The sequence below is a fragment of the Lentzea sokolovensis genome (genome assembly GCF_033949975.1).
GTDB lineage: Bacteria > Actinomycetota > Actinomycetes > Mycobacteriales > Pseudonocardiaceae > Lentzea > Lentzea sokolovensis.
In genome coordinates this window covers 170292-186857 of sequence record NZ_JAXAVU010000012.1, presented here as the reverse complement: position 1 = coordinate 186857, position 16566 = coordinate 170292, and the positions used below count along the sequence as shown (strand labels likewise).

The window sequence follows — 16566 nt, the reverse complement described above, 5'->3', positions numbered from 1 at the left end:
CCTCCTGAGTGAGGATGTGACGGACCACACTGTGGAGCGCTGCCCTGGTCACGGCCAACCAGAAGTCCCGGCTAGTGGGACTCCCAGCGACGGGTCGAGTAGGCGCGGGTCGCCGCCGCGGCCGCCATCCGCACGGCCGGGCCGATCCGGTCCGGGCGCACCGCCGCGCTCGGGCCGGTCACCGACAACGCCGCGGCGACGTCGCCACCCGCGCTGAAGATCGGGGCCGCGATGCAGCTGATGCCGACGTTGCCCTCCTCGCGGTCGTAGGCCCAGCCCTGATCCGGGATCGCGGCCAGCTCACGGCGCAACGCCGTCGGGCTCGTGATCGTGCGAGGGGTGCGGCGATTCAGTCCGGCGGCGATCACCGCGTCCACAGTGGACGTGGTGGAGAAGGCGAGGATCGCGCGGCCCAGACCCGAGCAGTGCGCCGGGATCATGCCGCCGACCTGGTCGAGCATCGGCATCGGCCGGTGCCCCGTGATCTTCTCGACGACCAGGACCTGAGTGCCGTCGAGGACACCGAGCTGGACCGTGACGCGGGCGGCGGCGTAGAGGTCCTGCAGGAACGGCAGCACGGCCTCGCGCAGCTCGTGCCGCACGGGCACGAGACTGGAGAGTTTGAACAGGCCGGTGCTGATCCGGTAGCGGTCGCCTGGTTTGTCGAGCCAGCCCAGCTCGATCATGCGGCCTGCCGTGCGGTGCACCGTCGAGCGCGGAAGCCCGGACCTGCGCACGAGTTCGGCCAGGCCCAGCTCGCGGTGGGAGAAGTCGAAGGCGTCCAGGATCGCCGCCGCGCGTTCGAGTGAACCGCTCGGCTCGGTTGACTGCGAGTCCCGGTCACTGGGACTCATCCTTGGTCGACCATTCGCACACGGCGACTGTAGGAGCTCATGGAGGCAAACACCACGCGGGTCGCGCTCGTCGGGGGCGGCGCCGGCGGAATCGGTGCGGCGACGGCCGCGGCGCTCGTCGAGAGCGGGCACCGCGTCGTTCTGGCCGGACGCACCGAATCCACGCTGAAGGAGACGGCCGCGCCCCTCGGGGCCGACTATCTCGTCTGCGACCTCGCCGATCCCGGTGAGGCCACCGCGGTCGTCGGCAACGTCGCCGGCCGGTTCGGCTCGCTCGACGTGCTGGTCGTGAACGCGGGCGGGCCGTCACCGGGTGGGATCTTCGACGTGCCGGACGCGCAGTGGCACCGCGACCTCGACCTGTTGCTGCTCGGGCCGCTGGCGTTGCTGCGCGAGGCGTTGCCGCTGATGGCACGGCGCGGGTTCGGACGGGCCGTGGTCATCACGTCGACGGCGGTGCGGCAGCCGCAGCCCGGACTGGCGTCGTCCACGGTGCTGCGCGCGGCCGTGACGTCGGCGATGAAGCTCGCGTCACGGCAGTTCGCGGCGGACGGCGTCACGGTCAACTGCGTCGCTCCCGGTGCGACGCTGACTCCGCGCAGGCTGGAGGTGTTGCGGCGCAGGGCCGAGGCGACGGGTGTGGATCTCGACACCGCCGCCGCGCAGGACCTCGCGGACATTCCGGCCCTGCGCGCGGCCGATCCGAGTGAGATCGCCGCAGCCGTGACGTTCCTGGCTTCGCCGCATGCCTCGTACGTCAACGGCACCGTGCTGACCGTCGACGGCGGCCGCACCGAAACCGCAGTCTGAAAGGGACGATCGCGTTGGCCACCTCAGGACCTGACTTCGCCATGACCGACTTCCTCGGGGCGCTCACGCAAGCCGTGCGGCCGGACGGCGGGCGTCCGCTGGTCGTGCACGACGACGAGCTGGAGACGATTCCCGCCGGCGCGGTGCCCAACCCGACCACGCTGAGGATCGCGGGCAAGCTGCCCACGTCGACGTTCGAGTTGTTCCGCCAGGTGATTCCGGCGGGCGAGAGCTCGGACATGCAGCGGCACTACCACGAGACCGTGCACTTCGTGATCTCCGGCGACGGGCACAGCGAGATCCAGCTCGCGGAACCGGAGAAGTTCGAGACGGTGTCGTGGACTTCCGGCTCGTTCGTCTACACGCCGCCGTGGACCTGGCACCGCCACTACAACGACTCCACCGAGCAGCCTGTCGAGTTCCTCACCGTCGAGAACTCCCGGCTGCTCGCGCTGTTCGGGCTCGCCCGCAGGCAGAGCGCCGGCCTCGCGACGTTCGACGAGGCGCGCGCCCGTTTCGACACGACATCTGGGGAGGACCAGTGATTCCCGAGCACGTCAGCATCTGGGGCGAACTGTCGCATGTGGACCACACCGTGCGGCACGTCGACGTCCCGGTGCGTGGCCACACCGTGCGGACCAGGATCCTGCAGGCAGGCTCCGGCCCGGAACTCGTGCTGCTGCACGGCACCGGCGGCCACCTGGAGGCCTACTCGCGCGACATCGCGGGGCTGGCGGAGGACTTCCACGTCACCGCCTACGACATGGTCGGCCACGGCTGGTCCGACCTGCCGGACCTGCTGTACACGATCGACGTGCTGTCCGAGCACCTCGTGGGACTGCTGGACGCGCTGGGCGTCGAGAAGGCGCACCTGTCCGGTGAGTCCCTGGGCGGCTGGGTGGTCGCGTGGGTCGCCGCGCACTTCCCGGACCGCGTCGACCGGCTCGTGCTGAACACGCCGGGCAACATCGCGAACAAGCCCGAGGTCATGCAACGCATGCGGGACAGCACGATGGTCGCCGTGCTCGACCCCAGCGAGGAGACCGTGCGCAGGCGCGTGGAGTTCCTGTTCCACCACAAGGAGATGGTCACCGACGAGCTGGTGAACCTGCGCCGTCAGGTGTACTCGCGGCCGGGCTTCGTGCAGGCGATCACCAACACGCTGGTACTGCAGGACCCCGTGGTGCGCAAGGACTTCGCGTGGGATCCGGCGTGGGTGGGGAAGGTCGCGGCGCCGACGTTGCTGCTGTGGACCAGCCACGACCCGACGGGTGGGCTGGACGAGGCGGACATGTTGCTGGGGTGGCTGCCGGACGCGAGGTTGCACGTCATCGACGACGCCGGTCACTGGCCGCAGTGGGAGAAGGTCGCCGAGTTCCTCGACACGCATCGCACCTGGTTGCTGCACGGAAAGGACCCGTCCTGATGGCCGAGATCATCGGTTTCGCGGGGATGTCGCACAGCCCGTTCGCGACGCTGCTGCCGCCGGACGGTTCCGGCGGGCCGGGGTCGGTGTTCCTGCGCGACGCGGACCGCGTGCGGCTCGCGGTGGAGAAGCTGGAGCCGGACGCGATCGTCGTGGTCGGGCCGGACCACTTCCACGCCAACTTCTACGACGTGATGCCGCCGTTCGTGCTCGGCGTCGAGGAAGCGGTGGGGTTCGGCGACTTCGGCAGCGGCTCGGGGCCGTTGCCGGTGGCCCAGACGCTGGCCTGGTCGGCGCACAGCGGTCTGGTGGACGCGGGCTTCGACGTGTCGTTGTCGTACTCGCTGACCGTCGACCACGGCATCGTGCAGAGCTACGAGATGATCACCGGCGGCACGACGCTCCCGCTGGTGCCGCTGGTGGTCAACACGGCCGCGCCACCGCTGCCGTCGCTGGATCGGTGCGTTGAGCTGGGACGTGCTTTGGGGGCCGCCCTGCGGTCGTCGGTGTTTCCCGGGCGAGTGCTGGTAGTCGCTTCTGGCGGGTTGTCGCACTGGTTGCCGTCCAACGACCCGCGCGATCCGTCCGTGGTGGGGGAGCGGCGCGAGTCGTTGATCCGGGGGCGGGCCTACGCGAAGGAGTTCGCCGCGGCCCGTGAGCCGCGGGTGAAGGCCATGGGCGGCAACCCCGACGCTCGCGTGAACGCGGTGTGGGACGAGTGGTTCCTCGACCGGCTGTCGGCGGGGTCGGCCGGTGAGATCGCCTCGCTCGGGCACGAGGCGCTGGAGGACCACGCCGGCAGTGGCGGGCACGAGATCCGCTGCTGGCTCATCGGGCAGGTCGCCGTCGGCCTGCCGCTCGTGTGGACGAGTTACGAGCCCGTGCCGGAGTGGATCACCGGCATGGGCATCGGAACTACTTTTCCCGTCGTTTGACGGCTACCGCGTGAGATCCAGGGCGATGTCGGTGAGCATGTCCTCCTGACCGCCCACCAGGCGCCGGCGTCCGGCTTCCAGCAGGAGGGTCCGGACGTCGGCGCCGGTGCGTTGGGCGGCGGTGTCGGCATGGCGCAGGAACGAGCCGTACACGCCCGCGTAGCCGAGGGTGAGGCTCTCGCGATCGACGCGCACCGGGCGGTCCATGAGCGGCCGGACCAGGTCGTCGGCGGCGTCCTGGAGCGCGAACAGGTCGGCGTTGTGCTGCCATTGCTGGAGGTTCGCGACGGCGACGAACGGTTCGATGGGGCAGTTCCCCGCTCCGGCACCAAGTCCGGCCAGGGAGGCGTCGACCCGCGTGGCGCCTTCCTCGACGGCGGTGATCGAGTTCGCCACCGCCAGTGAGAGGTTCTCGTGTGCGTGAATGCCGATTTCGGTGTCAGCGTCGAGTACGTCCTTGTAGGCGCGGATCCGGTCGCGGACGTCGTGGGGGAGCAGACGGCCGCCGGAATCCGTTACGTAGACGCAGTTCGCGCCGTAGGACTCCATCAGCTTCGCCTGGCGCGCGAGTTCTGGCGGCTCGGCGAGGTGGCTCATCATCAGGAACCCGGACACGTCCATGCCGAGATCGCGCGCTCCGGCGATGTGCTGGGCGGAGATGTCGGCCTCGGTGCAGTGCGTGGCGATGCGAACCGACTGCACGCCAAGGCCGTGGGCGCGTTTGAGGTCGTGGAGCGTGCCGATGCCGGGGAGCAGCAACGTCGTGAGTTTGGCCTGGGTCAACGCTTCCGCGGCCGCCTCGATCCACTCCCAGTCGGTGTGGCTGCCGGGGCCGTAGACCAGCGATCCGCCGCTGAGGCCGTCGCCGTGCGAGACCTCGACGGCGTCGACGCCGGCCTGGTCCAGCGCCCTGGCGATCTCGGTGACCTTCTGGGGATCTATGCGGTGCCGCAGGGCGTGCATGCCGTCCCGGAGCGTCACGTCCTGGAGGTAGATCTTCATGCGCGCACCACCGCTTTCGCCATGGTCTCCGCGACTCGCAGTGCCGCGCTGGTCATGATGTCCAAGTTGCCCGCGTAGGCAGGCAGGTAGTCGGCCGCGCCCTCGACCTCCAGCAGCACGGTGACCTGGTGCGTCACCGGTTCCTCGGTGAGCGTGTGCGGCTGGTCGACCGGGTCGATCTGCACGGGCTGCTTGAGGCGGTAGCCGGGAACGTACGCGGCCACCTGGGTGATCATGTGCTCGACGGAGGCGCGGATCTGTTGCTGCGTCTGTGGATCCGGGGCGTTGACGAGTGCGAGAACGGTGTCCCGCATGGTGATCGGCGGGTCCGCCGGGTTGAGCACGATGACGGCCTTGCCTCTTCGCGCGCCGCCCACGTCCGCGATGGCCTGCGCGGTCGTCTCGGTGAACTCGTCGATGTTCGCTCTCGTACCCGGTCCCGCGCTTCGCGACGAGATCGAGGCGACGATCTCCGCGTACGGCACCGGGGTGATCGTGTTGATCGCGGCGACGATCGGGATCGTGGCCTGACCGCCGCAGGTGACCATGTTGACGTTCGGCGCGCTCAGGTGTTCGTCGAGGTTGACCGTCGGCACCACCATCGGCCCGATCGCGGCCGGGGTGAGGTCGATGACCCGCTTGCCGTGCGCGGCCAGGATTTCGGCGTGTTTCGCGTGGGCGCCCGCGGAGGTGGCGTCGAACACGATCTCGACGTCCTCGAACCCCGGCATCCGAAGGAGGCCTTGAACACCGTCCGAAGTGGTCGGAACGCCGAGCTCGGCGGCCTTGGCGAGACCGTCCGACGCGGGGTCGATGCCGACGAGCGCAGCCACCTCCAGCGTGGTGGACCGCTTGAGCACCTTGATGACGAGGTCGGTGCCGATGTTGCCCGACCCGATGATCGCGACCTTCGTGCGCATCACGCCTCCTGCTTCGCGAAGGTGGCCCGCACGGTGCCGAGCCCGGTGATAGTCGCCTCGACCTGGTCACCGGCTTGGACCCCGACCATCGGACCGAGCGCGCCGCTGAGCACGACGTCGCCCGCCTTCAACGGAGCGCCGAGGCCGGCGGCGGTCGTGGCGAGCCAGGCCAGCGCGGTCAGCGGGTCGCCCAGGCACGCGGCACCGGTCCCCGCCGAGCGTTCCTCGCCGTTGACGCTGAGCACCATCGACACGTTCCTCGGCACGACCTCGCCCAGATCCGCCTGCCCGGTGCCGAGGACGAACAGCCCCGACGAGGCGTTGTCCGCGACCGTGTCGGCGAAGGTGATGTCCCAGCCGCTGATCCGGCTGTCCACGATCTCCAGCGAGGCTTTGACGTGCCCGACGGCGTTCGCGACGGTCTGCTCGTCGAACGGCCCTTCGGTGAGGTCCGCCTTCAGCACGAACGCCAGCTCCGCCTCCACCTTCGGCTGCAGCAGCCCGGACACCGGCAGTTCGTCGCCGTCCTCGTACGCCATGTCGTCGAGCAGGACCCCGAAGTCCGGCTGGTTCACGCCGAGCTGCTGCTGGACCGCCGGAGAGGTCAGGCCGATCTTGCGGCCGACGACCGTGGCTCCGTCCGCGATCCGTGCGGCGATGTTGTGCTGCTGCACCGCGTACGCCTCGGCCTCGCCGATGAGGTCCCGCACGGGCGCACACGGGACCTTCTCTCGCGCCGCCGTGGCCAGGCGCTCCGCTGCAATGAGGACTTCGTTCATGCCGCTCATCGTGACGGTGCCGACTGCTTCGAGGGGACGTCAGAGTTCCGCTGACCGGAACTCAATGGCACGATCAGGTGATGACCGAGGTGCCGAACACCCTGCTGGGCAAGGTGATGTCGGTGCTGAACGCCTTCGGTGCCGACGACGACGAGCTCGGCTTCGCGGAACTGGGCCGGCGCACGGGCCTTTCGAAGGCGACGCTGCACCGCCTGCTGGGCGACCTGGCCGACGTCCGCCTGCTCGACCGGGGCGCGCGCGGCTACCGCTTGGGCGGCCACCTGTTCCAGCTGGGCATTCGCGCGTCGGTCGAACGCCGCCTGGTCGAGGTGTCCACGCCCTACCTGGAAGACCTCTACGAACGCACCCACGAAACCGTCCACCTCGGACTCCTCGAAGGCCACGAGGTCGTCTACGCCGCCAAGATCGGCGGCCACCGCCAGGCGTCCTCGCCGTCGCGGCTGGGCGGCCGCATGCCCCTGCACGCGACGGCGATCGGCAAGGCCCTGCTCGCCCACGCGTCGCCGGCGTTGCGCACCGAGGTCCTCGGCTCCCCGCTGGCCCGCCGGACACCCCGCACCGTCGTCACTCCCGGCATGCTCCGCCGCCAGCTGACCACGATCCGGCAGACCGGCGTGGCCTACGAGTTCGAGGAGTCCAGGGTCGGCCTGGCGTGTGTGGCGTCGCCGGTGCTCGGCCACGACGGCGCCGTGGTGGCCGCCGTCAGCGTCGCCGGACCGACCACGCGGTTCGATCCCCGCACGCACGCGGCCTCGGTGCACGCGGCGGCGACGGGCATCGCGCTGACGCTGATCCGGCGCGCGACCCTGGCGTCTGGATCCTGATGGGCAGCACCTGAAATCCAATATATCGGTGCCCGTTTTGCCCGACCTTATGCAAAAGACGTTTGCGGACGTCCGCAAACGTCTTTTGCAATGGGGTGGGTAAGCGCAGGTCAGAAGGCCTTTGCGTCGAGGTAGGCGCCGAACGTGCCGAGCCAGTGGTCGGCCATGTAGCCGTGGCCGCCGAACACGTACGTCCACCCGGCCTCGCGGTGTGCGGCCGAGGCCGTCCGGGCCAGCGAGGTGTACCGGTGGTCGGCGGGCAGCGCCTCCGCGATCGCCTCCCAGTTCCAGGCGCGCGACAACGCGAGCCCGGCCAGGTGCGAGCCGTAGGGGTCGCTGGGGTCGTCGACCGGGTAGGGCTCGCGCAGCACCCGCCACCGTTCCGACTCGAGTTCCGGCAGGTAGGCGTCGAGCCAGCCGGCGAACTCGTCGGTGTCCAGGGCGCGGCGCATCAGGTCGGCCGTCGTCAGCGCGGGGGACAGGAAGTCGGCGGCGTCCGGTTCGAAGCCGCCGTACGCGGTCTCGTCCCGGTGCCACCGCAGCGCCGCGTCGACGCAGGCGGAGGCCAGTTCGGAGTCGCCGTTCACCTGGGCGGAGTCGTACACGAGCCCGGTCGCGAACGCGGTGTTGCTGTGCGTGCCGGTGCGGATCGGCAGGCGTGCCGCCGAGATCCATTCCAGCCATCGGTCGCGCAGCACGTCCGCGATCGGCGCCACCGACCACGGCAGGCCGGAGGTGCGCAGTTCGGCGTCGAGCAGCAGCAGCCACGCCCAGCCGTACGGGCGCTCCCAGTGCCGTCCGGCCGGGGAGGCGAAGAACGAGGCCTCGACGGCGCAGTTCTCGGGCGTGATCAGCTTGTCCAGCGCGTTGCGGGCCGTGTCCGCTCCCGCGAGAGAGGGCCGCAGTCGCAGCAGGCGCACGGCGAGCCACGTCTGGTGCACGCACGAGTGCCAGTCGAACGACCCGGCGAACACCGGATGCAGCACCCGCTGGGGCACCAGTCGGTCGTCTCCGTCGATCACGTGCGTCCAGTGCACCGGGTGGTCGCGCTGGATGTTGTCGATCGCGATGCCCAGCAGCCGGGTAGCGGTGCTGTCATCCAATCGGGTGGCGTCCATGGCCCACATCATGCAGTGCGACATCTCAATGGGGCAGGGGCAGATAGTTGACAAGTAACAGACCTCACCCGGCGGGCGGGGGATCGGCACACCGGCCGGGTGACGTGGAAAACACGTGCTGAACAGCTGACAGGCCCGGCAGGGTCTCTCAGTGTGGGACAACTAGGATGAGCAGCGTGAACTGGACCGTGGACGTGCCCATCGACACGCTTCCCGAGCTTCCGCCGCTGCCTCCCGAGATGCGCAAGCGCCTGGACGACGCACTGTCGCGCCCGGCCGCCCAGCAGCCCGACTGGCCCGACGCCGAACAGGTGCGTCGCGTGCGGACCGTGCTCGAGAGCGTGCCGCCGATCACCGTGCCCGCCGAGATCGACCGGCTGCACACGCAACTGGCGCAGGTCGCGAACGGTGAGGCATTTCTCCTGCAGGGCGGTGACTGCGCGGAGACGTTCGCTGACAACACCGAGCCGCACATCCGCGCGAACATCCGGACCCTGCTGCAGATGGCCGTGGTGCTGACCTACGGCGCGAGTCTTCCGGTGGTGAAGGTCGGCCGCATCGCCGGCCAGTACGCCAAGCCGCGTTCGTCGGGCATCGACGCTCTCGGCCTGCCGTCCTACCGCGGCGACATCATCAACTCCCTGGTCGCGACGCCCGAAGCCCGTGTCGCCGACCCCGGTCGCATGATCCGCGCCTACGCGAACGCCGGCGCGGCCATGAACCTGCTGCGTGCGCTGACCGGCGCGGGTCTGGCCGACCTGCACCGCGTGCACGACTGGAACCGCGACTTCGTGCGCACCTCGCCCGCGGGCGAGCGCTACGAGGCCCTGGCCGGCGAGATCGACCGCGGCCTCAAGTTCATGTCGGCGTGCGGCGTGAACGACCAGTCGCTGCACGGCACCGAGATCTTCGCCTCGCACGAGGCGCTGCTCCTCGACTACGAGCGCGCGCTGCTGCGCCTCGACACGACGCGCGACGAGCCGCGGCTCTACGACCTGTCGTCGCACTTCGTGTGGATCGGTGAGCGCACCCGTCAGCTCGACGGCGCGCACATCGCGTTCGCCGAGATGCTGTCGAACCCGATCGGTCTCAAGATCGGCCCGACGACGACGCCGGAGATGGCCGTCGAGTACGTCGAGCGCCTCGACCCGCGCAACGAGCCGGGCCGTCTGACGCTCATCTCGCGCATGGGCAACCAGAAGGTGCGCGACGTGCTGCCCGCCATCATCGAGAAGGTCGAGGCCAGCGGCCACAAGGTCATCTGGCAGTGCGACCCGATGCACGGCAACACGCACGAGTCGTCGACCGGCTACAAGACCCGGCACTTCGACCGCATCGTCGACGAGGTCCAGGGCTTCTTCGAGGTGCACCGCCGCCTCGGCACGCACCCCGGCGGCATCCACATCGAGCTCACGGGTGAGGACGTCACCGAGTGCCTCGGCGGCGCCCAGGAGATCTCCGACGACGACCTCGCCGGCCGCTACGAGACGGCGTGCGACCCGCGCCTGAACACGCAGCAGTCGCTCGAGCTCGCGTTCCTCGTCGCCGAGATGCTCCGGTCGTAACACCTTCGGGGCGAGTTTCCTGAAGACGAGCTGAAGAACGAAGGGCCCCGCGTCGAGAACGCGGGGCCCTTCGCCTTTGCCGTGATCAGAGGCCGACGATCGTGATCTCGGTTCCTCGCTTCACCCGCGTGCGCGGCGGGATCGACTGGTTCACCACGGTCGCGTTGTTGCTCTTGTTGAACTCGACCTTCACCCTCAGACCGGCTCGTTCGAGCTGCTCCTTGGCCTCCCGCACCTTCTGGCGGGTGACGTCCGGAACCTCGATCTCCTGGTTGTTCTGGTAGAAGAGCGTGACCCGCTTGTTCTGCGTCGGGTCCAGCACCGTGCCCGCGGGCGGATCTGTCCGCACCACCCGCGACCCGTTGTTCTCCGGCGCGTCCTCGCCACCCGCGTCGACCGCCTCCAGACCGGCGCGCTGCAGTTCAGCGGTCGCCTCGTCCTTCGTCTTGCCCGCCACGTTCGGCACGGGCAGGCGCGGCGGCGGGCCCTTGCTCAGGATGAGGGTCACCGGCGCGTCGAGGTCGAGTGCCGTGCCGGGACGCGGATCGACGCCCACGACCTTGCCGATCGGCACGGTGTCGTGGAACGCGTCCTTCGTGGGGTCCTTGGCCGTCTTCAGGCCCGCGGCCTGGATCTCCTTGGTCGCGGCGGCCTCGTCGACGCCGGTGGTGATGAACGGCACCACGGGCCTGCCGCGCGACACGACGAGCTTCACCTGCTGGTTCTTGCGCAGCTCCGCGCCAGGACCAGGGTCGGAGCTGATGACCGTGCCGTTGGGGACGTCGTTGGACGGCACCTTCTCGACCAGCCCGGTGAGGTCGGCGTTCGAGAGCAGCACCATCGCGTTCTGCTCGGACTGCCCGGCCACCGACGGCATCTCCGTGTAGCGGTTCGCGCTGACGTACCAGGTGAACAGTCCGACGAGGACCACCACGACGGCGGCCACGGAACCCCAGATCGTGAAGAGCTTCTTGCGCCTCTTGCGCTCCTCCTCGACCGGGTCGACCTTCGGCTTCCTCTTCTGCGGAGGCCGACGGCGCGGCGGTTCCGGCCGCTGCATCGTGCGCGTCGCCGAGTTGCCGACGGGGATGCCAGGAGGCGGCGTCGGAGGAGGCCCGGTGCTGACCGTCGTCATCGCCGCCGAGTTGAGGGACGGCTTCGGCACCACCGGCCTGGTCAGCTCGGCTGCCGAGGGAGGAGTGGCGCCGACCGCGACCGGAACCGGCCGCATGATGACCGTCCTGTCGTTCTCGGGCGCCGAACCGGGCACGGGCACCGGCTGCGGAGTGAGGCCGAGGTCCGTGCCCACGCGCTCCAGTTCGGCCAGGAACGCGTCGGCGTTCGCGGGCCGCAGCACCGGGTCACGCCGCGTCGCCTTGCGCACCAGCGTGTCGAGCGCCAGCGGGATCTCCGGAACCGACGGGACGTCCGAGTTCACGTGCTGATAGGCCACCGAGATGGCCGTCTCGCCGCGATAGGGCGCCTGACCCGCCAGCATCTCGTAGAGCACGATTCCGGCCGCGTAGACGTCACTACGCGCGTCCGCGGCGCCCGATTCCACCTGTTCGGGTGAAAGGTAGGCGACGGTGCCCAGGATCTCGCTGTCGCTCGTGACGCCGTTCTCGGCGATCGCACGGGCCAGCCCGAAGTCCGCCACCTTCACCTGGCCACCGGGCCCGATCAGCACGTTCTCCGGCTTCACGTCCCGGTGCACGAGGCCGGCGCGGTGGGCAGCGCCCAACGCCGACAGCACCGGACCGAGCACGCTCAGCGCCACGGCGGGAGCGAGCTTGCCGCGCTGATTGAGCAGGTCACGGAGGTTGCCGCCGTCGATCAGCTCCATCACCAGGTACACCTGGTCACCGTCGACGCCCTGGTCGTGCACGGACACCACTGCCGGGTGATGCAACTGGGCCGCCGCGCGTGCCTCGCGCTCGAAGCGCAAGACAAACGCCGGGTCCGCCGTCAGGTGCGGATCCATCACCTTGATGGCCACATCGCGATCGAGGCGAGTGTCGCGACCTCGATAGACGGTGGACATGCCACCGCGCGCGAGCACGGAGTCCACCCGGTAGCGCTGCTCCAGCAGTCCACCCATCACGTTCGAAACCGACCTCTCCACAGTGCGAGATGGTAAAGCTCAGGATGACCCGGTTGGCGGAAGGGCGTTCCCAGTTCGGTTATGGCATCGTGACCCCCGTGAGTGCGATTCCTGCCGCTGCGGATGTATTGGCTGCCGACCTGGAGGTTCTTCCTCTCCCCGAGGTGGCCGACCGAATGGGACTTCCGGTCACCCGGGTCCACCAAATGTTGCGCGACGGGCAACTGCTCGCCGAGCGGCGGGCCGGCGTTCTCGTCGTCCCCGAGGCGTTTCTCGCTGCCGGAGGGGTGGTGAAGGGTCTGCCCGGCACCATCACGGTGCTGCGCGACCAGAACTACTCCACGGACGAGATTCTGCGCTGGCTCTTCACGGAGGACGAAAGCCTCCCTGGCACTCCGATCGAAGCATTGCGCGGAGACCGTGGGCGTGAGGTAAAGCGCCGCGCGCAAGCCATGGGCTTCTAGGTCACCGATCACAGGAGTTTCAGACGTCTCCGCAGGTGAGAGACGTCTGGAACCCCTGCGCGAGGCTAAAAGAGCGGGGCTCACCCCGGAAACCCGTGAGTCGTCACACGGGCGAGGAGAGCCCGGCCGGCGCCGGGCGCCGCCACGGCGAGCCGCCGTGAGTTCGGCACGGCCACACGCCGCCACAGCACCTCGCAGCCGACGAGCCCGAGGATGTCGCGGTACAGCGTGTACGCGGTCCGCACACAGGGCCGCGACGTCGCGGACAGCATCCCGATGCCGGGTTCCGCAGACTGATATATCGCATACGAGTGCGCGACGAGGTCGTCGAGAGCCCGTTGCACCCGGTCGTTTGCGCGGCGATGACGACGACACCATTGCAAAAGGTCGCGGTCGACGCCGTGCGCGCCGAGGACGTCCTGCGGCAGGTACACCCGGCCGCGGTCGAGGTCCTCGCCGACGTCGCGCAGGAAGTTCGTGAGCTGGAACGCCGCCCCGAGCCGGGCCGCGTACGGTTCGGCCTCCTCGCGGGGCACCACGGTGCCGAGCACCGGCAGCATCTGCAGCCCGATGACCTCCGCCGAGCCGTGCACGTAGACGCCGAGCGCGTCGAGGTCCGCGTACTCCGTCACGTCGAGGTCCATCCGCATCGACGCGAGAAAGTCGGTGAACAGCGACCTGTCGATGTCGTAGCGATGCATCGTGTCGGCCAGCGCGTGCAGGACCGGGTTCGACGGAGCCTTCTCCAGGAGCCGCTCCAGCCGGTCGAGTTCACCCGCGCGGTCGGTCACGCCGGCCGCGTCGACGATCTCGTCGGCCCACCGGGCGAACGCGTACAGGGCGTGCACCGCGGGCCGTTGTTCAGGCCGCAGCAGCGTCGTGGCCAGGAAGAACGTCTTGCCGTACCGCGCGTTCACGCGGCGGCAGGCGGCGTAGGCGGAGCCCAGGTCCACAGTCCCGGGGCTCATTCGTAACGAGAGGACAGGCCGAACGGGTCCGGCTTCACCAGCGAGCGCGCCGCGAGTCCCGACACCACCAGCGCGAAGAGCAGGTAGGCCCACGAGTACAGCGCCGTGTCGCCGTTCGGGAACGTCACCAGCAGCAGGAACAGCGACGCGGTCGTCACCGTGACCAGTGCGCCCGTGCTCCACGCGAACCCGGCGGCCAGCGCCAGCGCCCAGGTGAAGTACCAGGGCAGCGTCGCGGGGGACAGCAGCGCCACGGCCAGCAGCGTCAGCGCGCCGCGCCGGACGGCGTTGCGCACCTCGCCGTCGCGCGACGCCCACCACTGCGTGTACGCGATCCAGATCAGCACCACGGAGCCCAGCGCTCGGGCCACGCCGATGAAGATGCCGCCGTCGACGTAGACGAACCAGTTCACGACCATGCGCACGAAGTCGCCGACCGCGCTCGGCACCGACAACCAGTTGATGATCATCGACGAGCTGCGCAGCGCCGGGATCCAGCCGAGGCTCACCCCGGCGATCAGCGTGCACACCAGGAACGTCCCGAGGAACGCGGCCAGGCTCGGCAGCAGCGCCTTGCGGAACTGGGCGCGCTTGTCGCCCTCCAGACGCGCCGCCCAGATCCAGACGAGGAACGGGACGATCACGACCGCCGTCGCCTTCACCGAGAACGCGAGGGACAGCAGCACGAAGCCGAGAACGTGCCTGCGGTCGAGCACCAGCAGCACACCGGCCGCCATCAGCCCGATCATCAGCAGGTCGTTGTGGGCGCCGCCGATCAGGTGGATCAGCACCAGCGGGTTCGCCGCGACCAGCCACAGCGCGATCGCCGACTTGCCGCCCAGGTGCCTGCTCAGACCCGGCAGCGACCAGCACAGCAGCACCAGCCCGCCCGCGAGGGACAGGCGCATGGCGACGACGCCGAGGATGACGCTCGCGTCCGTGATCCACACGATCGCCTTGGCGACCAGGATGAACAACGGGCCGTACGGCGCCGGCGTGTGCTGCCACACCCAGCTGACGTTCTCGCTGAGCGTGCTCTGCAGGACGGCGGGCCCGACCGTGTACGGGTCGTAGCCGCTCAGCGCGAGCTGGCCCTGCGCCAGGTAGCTGTAGATGTCCTTGCTGAACAGCGGCGGCGCGAACAGCAGCGGCAACGTCCAGACCGTCACCGCGACCAGTACCGCGAAGTCGCCGATCTCACCCCACCGCACGAGGCGGCCGAGCCGGATCCACGCCCAGATGACGAGGCCGAGCCCGAGGTACAGGACCATGCTCGCGAGGTCGCGGCCGTGGCCGTAGCGCAGCCAGCTCAGCCCGACCTGGGCGAGCAGCGGGTCGCGCTCGAGGATCGCGCCGGCACCCATGCCCCCCAGCGCGATCAGAGCCACGCCCAGCAGGCCGAGCATGGTCGTGCGGATGGGGATGGCGTAGGTGTTCGTGCGCACGACTGGATCAAGCTCCTGTGGAGGTGCCTCGGAGCTCGTGCGGGGGAGGGACGGAGTTGCTGCCATCGCCCGAACATCGTTGCACAAGGCGCTGAAGCGTCGGCAAGCAACGGGCCACACTGGTCACGTGGACTTAATGCGAGCCGTCCGTCCGGGAAAGGTGATCAACTTCAGAACGTGCGCCTGGTGGAGCTGATCGCGAGGCCGGCGAGCCTGGCGGCGGCCGGTTCGGCCACGGGAGCGGCGTCGAGGGCGGCCAGCGCGCTCTTCGTCAGCTCCTCGATGCGTTCCTCGACGGCGTCGACGGCGCCGACCTTCACGAGCGTGCGCCGGACCTCTTCTACGGTGTCGAGGTCGAGGTCGGGCTTGCCCAGTGCGATATCCAATATATCGGCGCCGAACTGCATGCCGAGCGCGACGAGCAGCGTGCGCTTGCCCTCGGCGAGGTCGTCGCCCGCCGGCTTGCCGGTGACCTCGGGGTCGCCGAACACGCCGAGCAGGTCGTCGCGCAGCTGGAACGCGACGCCGATGTCGGCGCCGAACGCGCGCAGCCCGTCGATCAGCTCCGGCGAGCCGCCCGCCATCGCGGCACCCATGTGCAGCGGCCGTTCGACGGTGTAGGCGGCGGTCTTGAGCCGGTCGATGCGCAGCGCGGCGTCCGCGGACGAGTCGCCCCGCGCCTGCGTCAGCACGTCGAGGTACTGGCCCGCGAGCATCTCGGTGCGCATGTCCCGCCACGGCTCGCTCATCCGGCGCAGCACCTCCGGCGGCAGCCCGGCGGCGAAGAGCATGTCGTCGGCCCACGCCAGCGCGACGTCACCGATCAGCACGGCCGCCGACATGCCGAAGCGCTCCGACGAACCGAGCCACCCCTGCTCGCGGTGCCGCGCGCCGAACGCGATGTGCACGGTCGGCTTGCCCCGGCGCACCGACGAGGCGTCCATCAGGTCGTCGTGGATCAGCGCGCACGCCTGGATCAGCTCCAGCGAGCTGACCGCCGTGAGCACCTCGTCCGCGAGTTCGCCGTCGGGATCGCCGCCCGCCGCCCGCCAGCCCCACCACGCGTAGGTCGGGCGGATGCGCTTGCCGCCGCCCAGCACGAAATCGGAGAGCGCGTCCACCGCGCTCGCGAAGCTCGGGTCCATCGCCTCCCCGGACGCGCGCCGGGAGGCCAGATAAGTGGTCAGCGCTGTTTCGACGTGCTGGGGCAGAGCGGCGTCGATGGGGTGGTGGGACACACGTCCATGGTCCGCTGTGTCCGGGACCACCCGCATGCCGGGGCCCGCGTACCACATGCTGAGCTGGGGTCTCACCTAGCGGAAGACCCACTAGGG

Annotated in this window: 16 protein-coding genes; 7 read left to right on the top strand and 9 right to left on the bottom strand. The window is 69.8% G+C overall.

The window, feature by feature from the left end; genetic code table 11:
• Window positions 1-71 precede the first annotated feature (71 nt).
• A complete protein-coding gene (locus tag SK854_RS29435) occupies window positions 72-854 on the bottom strand; it encodes an IclR family transcriptional regulator (RefSeq protein ID WP_319978367.1) in 783 nt (260 codons plus the stop codon).
• A gap of 39 nt (window positions 855-893) precedes the next feature.
• Here SK854_RS29435 and SK854_RS29430 point away from each other — a divergent pair, with 39 nt between their 5' ends.
• The 4 genes from SK854_RS29430 to SK854_RS29415 are packed head-to-tail and all read left to right on the top strand — an operon-like array spanning window position 894 to window position 4025.
• On the top strand, window positions 894-1664 hold the full coding sequence (locus tag SK854_RS29430) for an SDR family oxidoreductase (RefSeq protein ID WP_319978366.1): 771 nt from the start codon (window positions 894-896) through the stop codon (window positions 1662-1664).
• Between the two features lie 41 nt (window positions 1665-1705).
• Window positions 1706-2209 carry a cupin domain-containing protein gene (locus tag SK854_RS29425; protein WP_319978365.1) on the top strand — a complete coding sequence of 168 codons (504 nt, stop codon included), beginning with the start codon at window positions 1706-1708 and terminating at the stop codon, window positions 2207-2209.
• Window positions 2206-3090: an alpha/beta fold hydrolase gene (locus SK854_RS29420; protein WP_319978364.1), complete on the top strand. Its 885-nt coding sequence runs from the start codon at window positions 2206-2208 to the stop codon at window positions 3088-3090. Before SK854_RS29425 ends, SK854_RS29420 begins: the two co-directional genes overlap by 4 nt.
• Complete coding sequence (locus SK854_RS29415) at window positions 3090-4025, top strand: DODA-type extradiol aromatic ring-opening family dioxygenase (protein WP_319978363.1); 936 nt, start codon at window positions 3090-3092, stop codon at window positions 4023-4025. The genes SK854_RS29420 and SK854_RS29415 overlap by 1 nt, the downstream gene beginning before the upstream one ends.
• Window positions 4026-4028: 3 nt before the next feature.
• Here SK854_RS29415 and dmpG read toward each other — a convergent pair whose 3' ends face one another.
• The 3 genes from dmpG to SK854_RS29400 are packed head-to-tail and all read right to left on the bottom strand — an operon-like array spanning window position 4029 to window position 6726.
• Window positions 4029-5027, bottom strand: coding sequence for a 4-hydroxy-2-oxovalerate aldolase (gene dmpG, locus SK854_RS29410; protein ID WP_319978362.1), 999 nt, complete (start codon window positions 5025-5027; stop codon window positions 4029-4031).
• Window positions 5024-5947 carry an acetaldehyde dehydrogenase (acetylating) gene (locus SK854_RS29405; RefSeq protein WP_319978361.1) on the bottom strand — a complete coding sequence of 308 codons (924 nt, stop codon included), beginning with the start codon at window positions 5945-5947 and terminating at the stop codon, window positions 5024-5026. The genes dmpG and SK854_RS29405 overlap by 4 nt, the downstream gene beginning before the upstream one ends.
• The gene (locus SK854_RS29400; RefSeq protein WP_319978360.1) at window positions 5947-6726 is read right to left on the bottom strand and encodes a 2-keto-4-pentenoate hydratase; all 780 of its coding nucleotides are present in this window, start codon (window positions 6724-6726) and stop codon (window positions 5947-5949) included. Before SK854_RS29400 ends, SK854_RS29405 begins: the two co-directional genes overlap by 1 nt.
• An 80-nt stretch (window positions 6727-6806) precedes the next feature.
• Between SK854_RS29400 and SK854_RS29395 the strand changes: the two genes are divergently transcribed.
• Window positions 6807-7571: an IclR family transcriptional regulator gene (locus SK854_RS29395; protein ID WP_319978359.1), complete on the top strand. Its 765-nt coding sequence runs from the start codon at window positions 6807-6809 to the stop codon at window positions 7569-7571.
• 110 nt (window positions 7572-7681) lie between these two features.
• On the opposite strand, the gene SK854_RS29390 is transcribed toward SK854_RS29395, so the two are convergent.
• A complete protein-coding gene (locus SK854_RS29390; RefSeq protein WP_319978358.1) occupies window positions 7682-8689 on the bottom strand; it encodes a DUF2891 domain-containing protein in 1008 nt (335 codons plus the stop codon).
• A 176-nt stretch (window positions 8690-8865) separates the two neighbouring features.
• On the opposite strand from SK854_RS29390, the gene SK854_RS29385 reads away from it, so the two are divergent.
• Window positions 8866-10254, top strand: a complete 1389-nt coding sequence (locus SK854_RS29385) for a class II 3-deoxy-7-phosphoheptulonate synthase (RefSeq protein WP_319978357.1) — start codon at window positions 8866-8868, stop codon at window positions 10252-10254.
• Between the two features lie 85 nt (window positions 10255-10339).
• On the opposite strand, the gene pknB is transcribed toward SK854_RS29385, so the two are convergent.
• A complete protein-coding gene (pknB, locus tag SK854_RS29380; RefSeq protein ID WP_319978356.1) occupies window positions 10340-12376 on the bottom strand; it encodes a Stk1 family PASTA domain-containing Ser/Thr kinase in 2037 nt (678 codons plus the stop codon).
• 77 nt (window positions 12377-12453) lie between these two features.
• Between pknB and SK854_RS29375 the strand changes: the two genes are divergently transcribed.
• Window positions 12454-12819 carry an Rv2175c family DNA-binding protein gene (locus tag SK854_RS29375; RefSeq protein ID WP_030474641.1) on the top strand — a complete coding sequence of 122 codons (366 nt, stop codon included), beginning with the start codon at window positions 12454-12456 and terminating at the stop codon, window positions 12817-12819.
• 80 nt (window positions 12820-12899) lie between these two features.
• Here SK854_RS29375 and SK854_RS29370 read toward each other — a convergent pair whose 3' ends face one another.
• The 3 genes from SK854_RS29370 to SK854_RS29360 form a co-directional block, all read right to left on the bottom strand.
• A complete protein-coding gene (locus SK854_RS29370) occupies window positions 12900-13787 on the bottom strand; it encodes a phytoene/squalene synthase family protein (protein ID WP_319978355.1) in 888 nt (295 codons plus the stop codon).
• The gene (mptB, locus tag SK854_RS29365; protein ID WP_319978354.1) at window positions 13784-15232 is read right to left on the bottom strand and encodes a polyprenol phosphomannose-dependent alpha 1,6 mannosyltransferase MptB; all 1449 of its coding nucleotides are present in this window, start codon (window positions 15230-15232) and stop codon (window positions 13784-13786) included. The genes SK854_RS29370 and mptB overlap by 4 nt, the downstream gene beginning before the upstream one ends.
• A 170-nt stretch (window positions 15233-15402) precedes the next feature.
• A complete protein-coding gene (locus tag SK854_RS29360) occupies window positions 15403-16506 on the bottom strand; it encodes a polyprenyl synthetase family protein (RefSeq protein WP_406601844.1) in 1104 nt (367 codons plus the stop codon).
• Window positions 16507-16566: the final 60 nt, after the last annotated feature.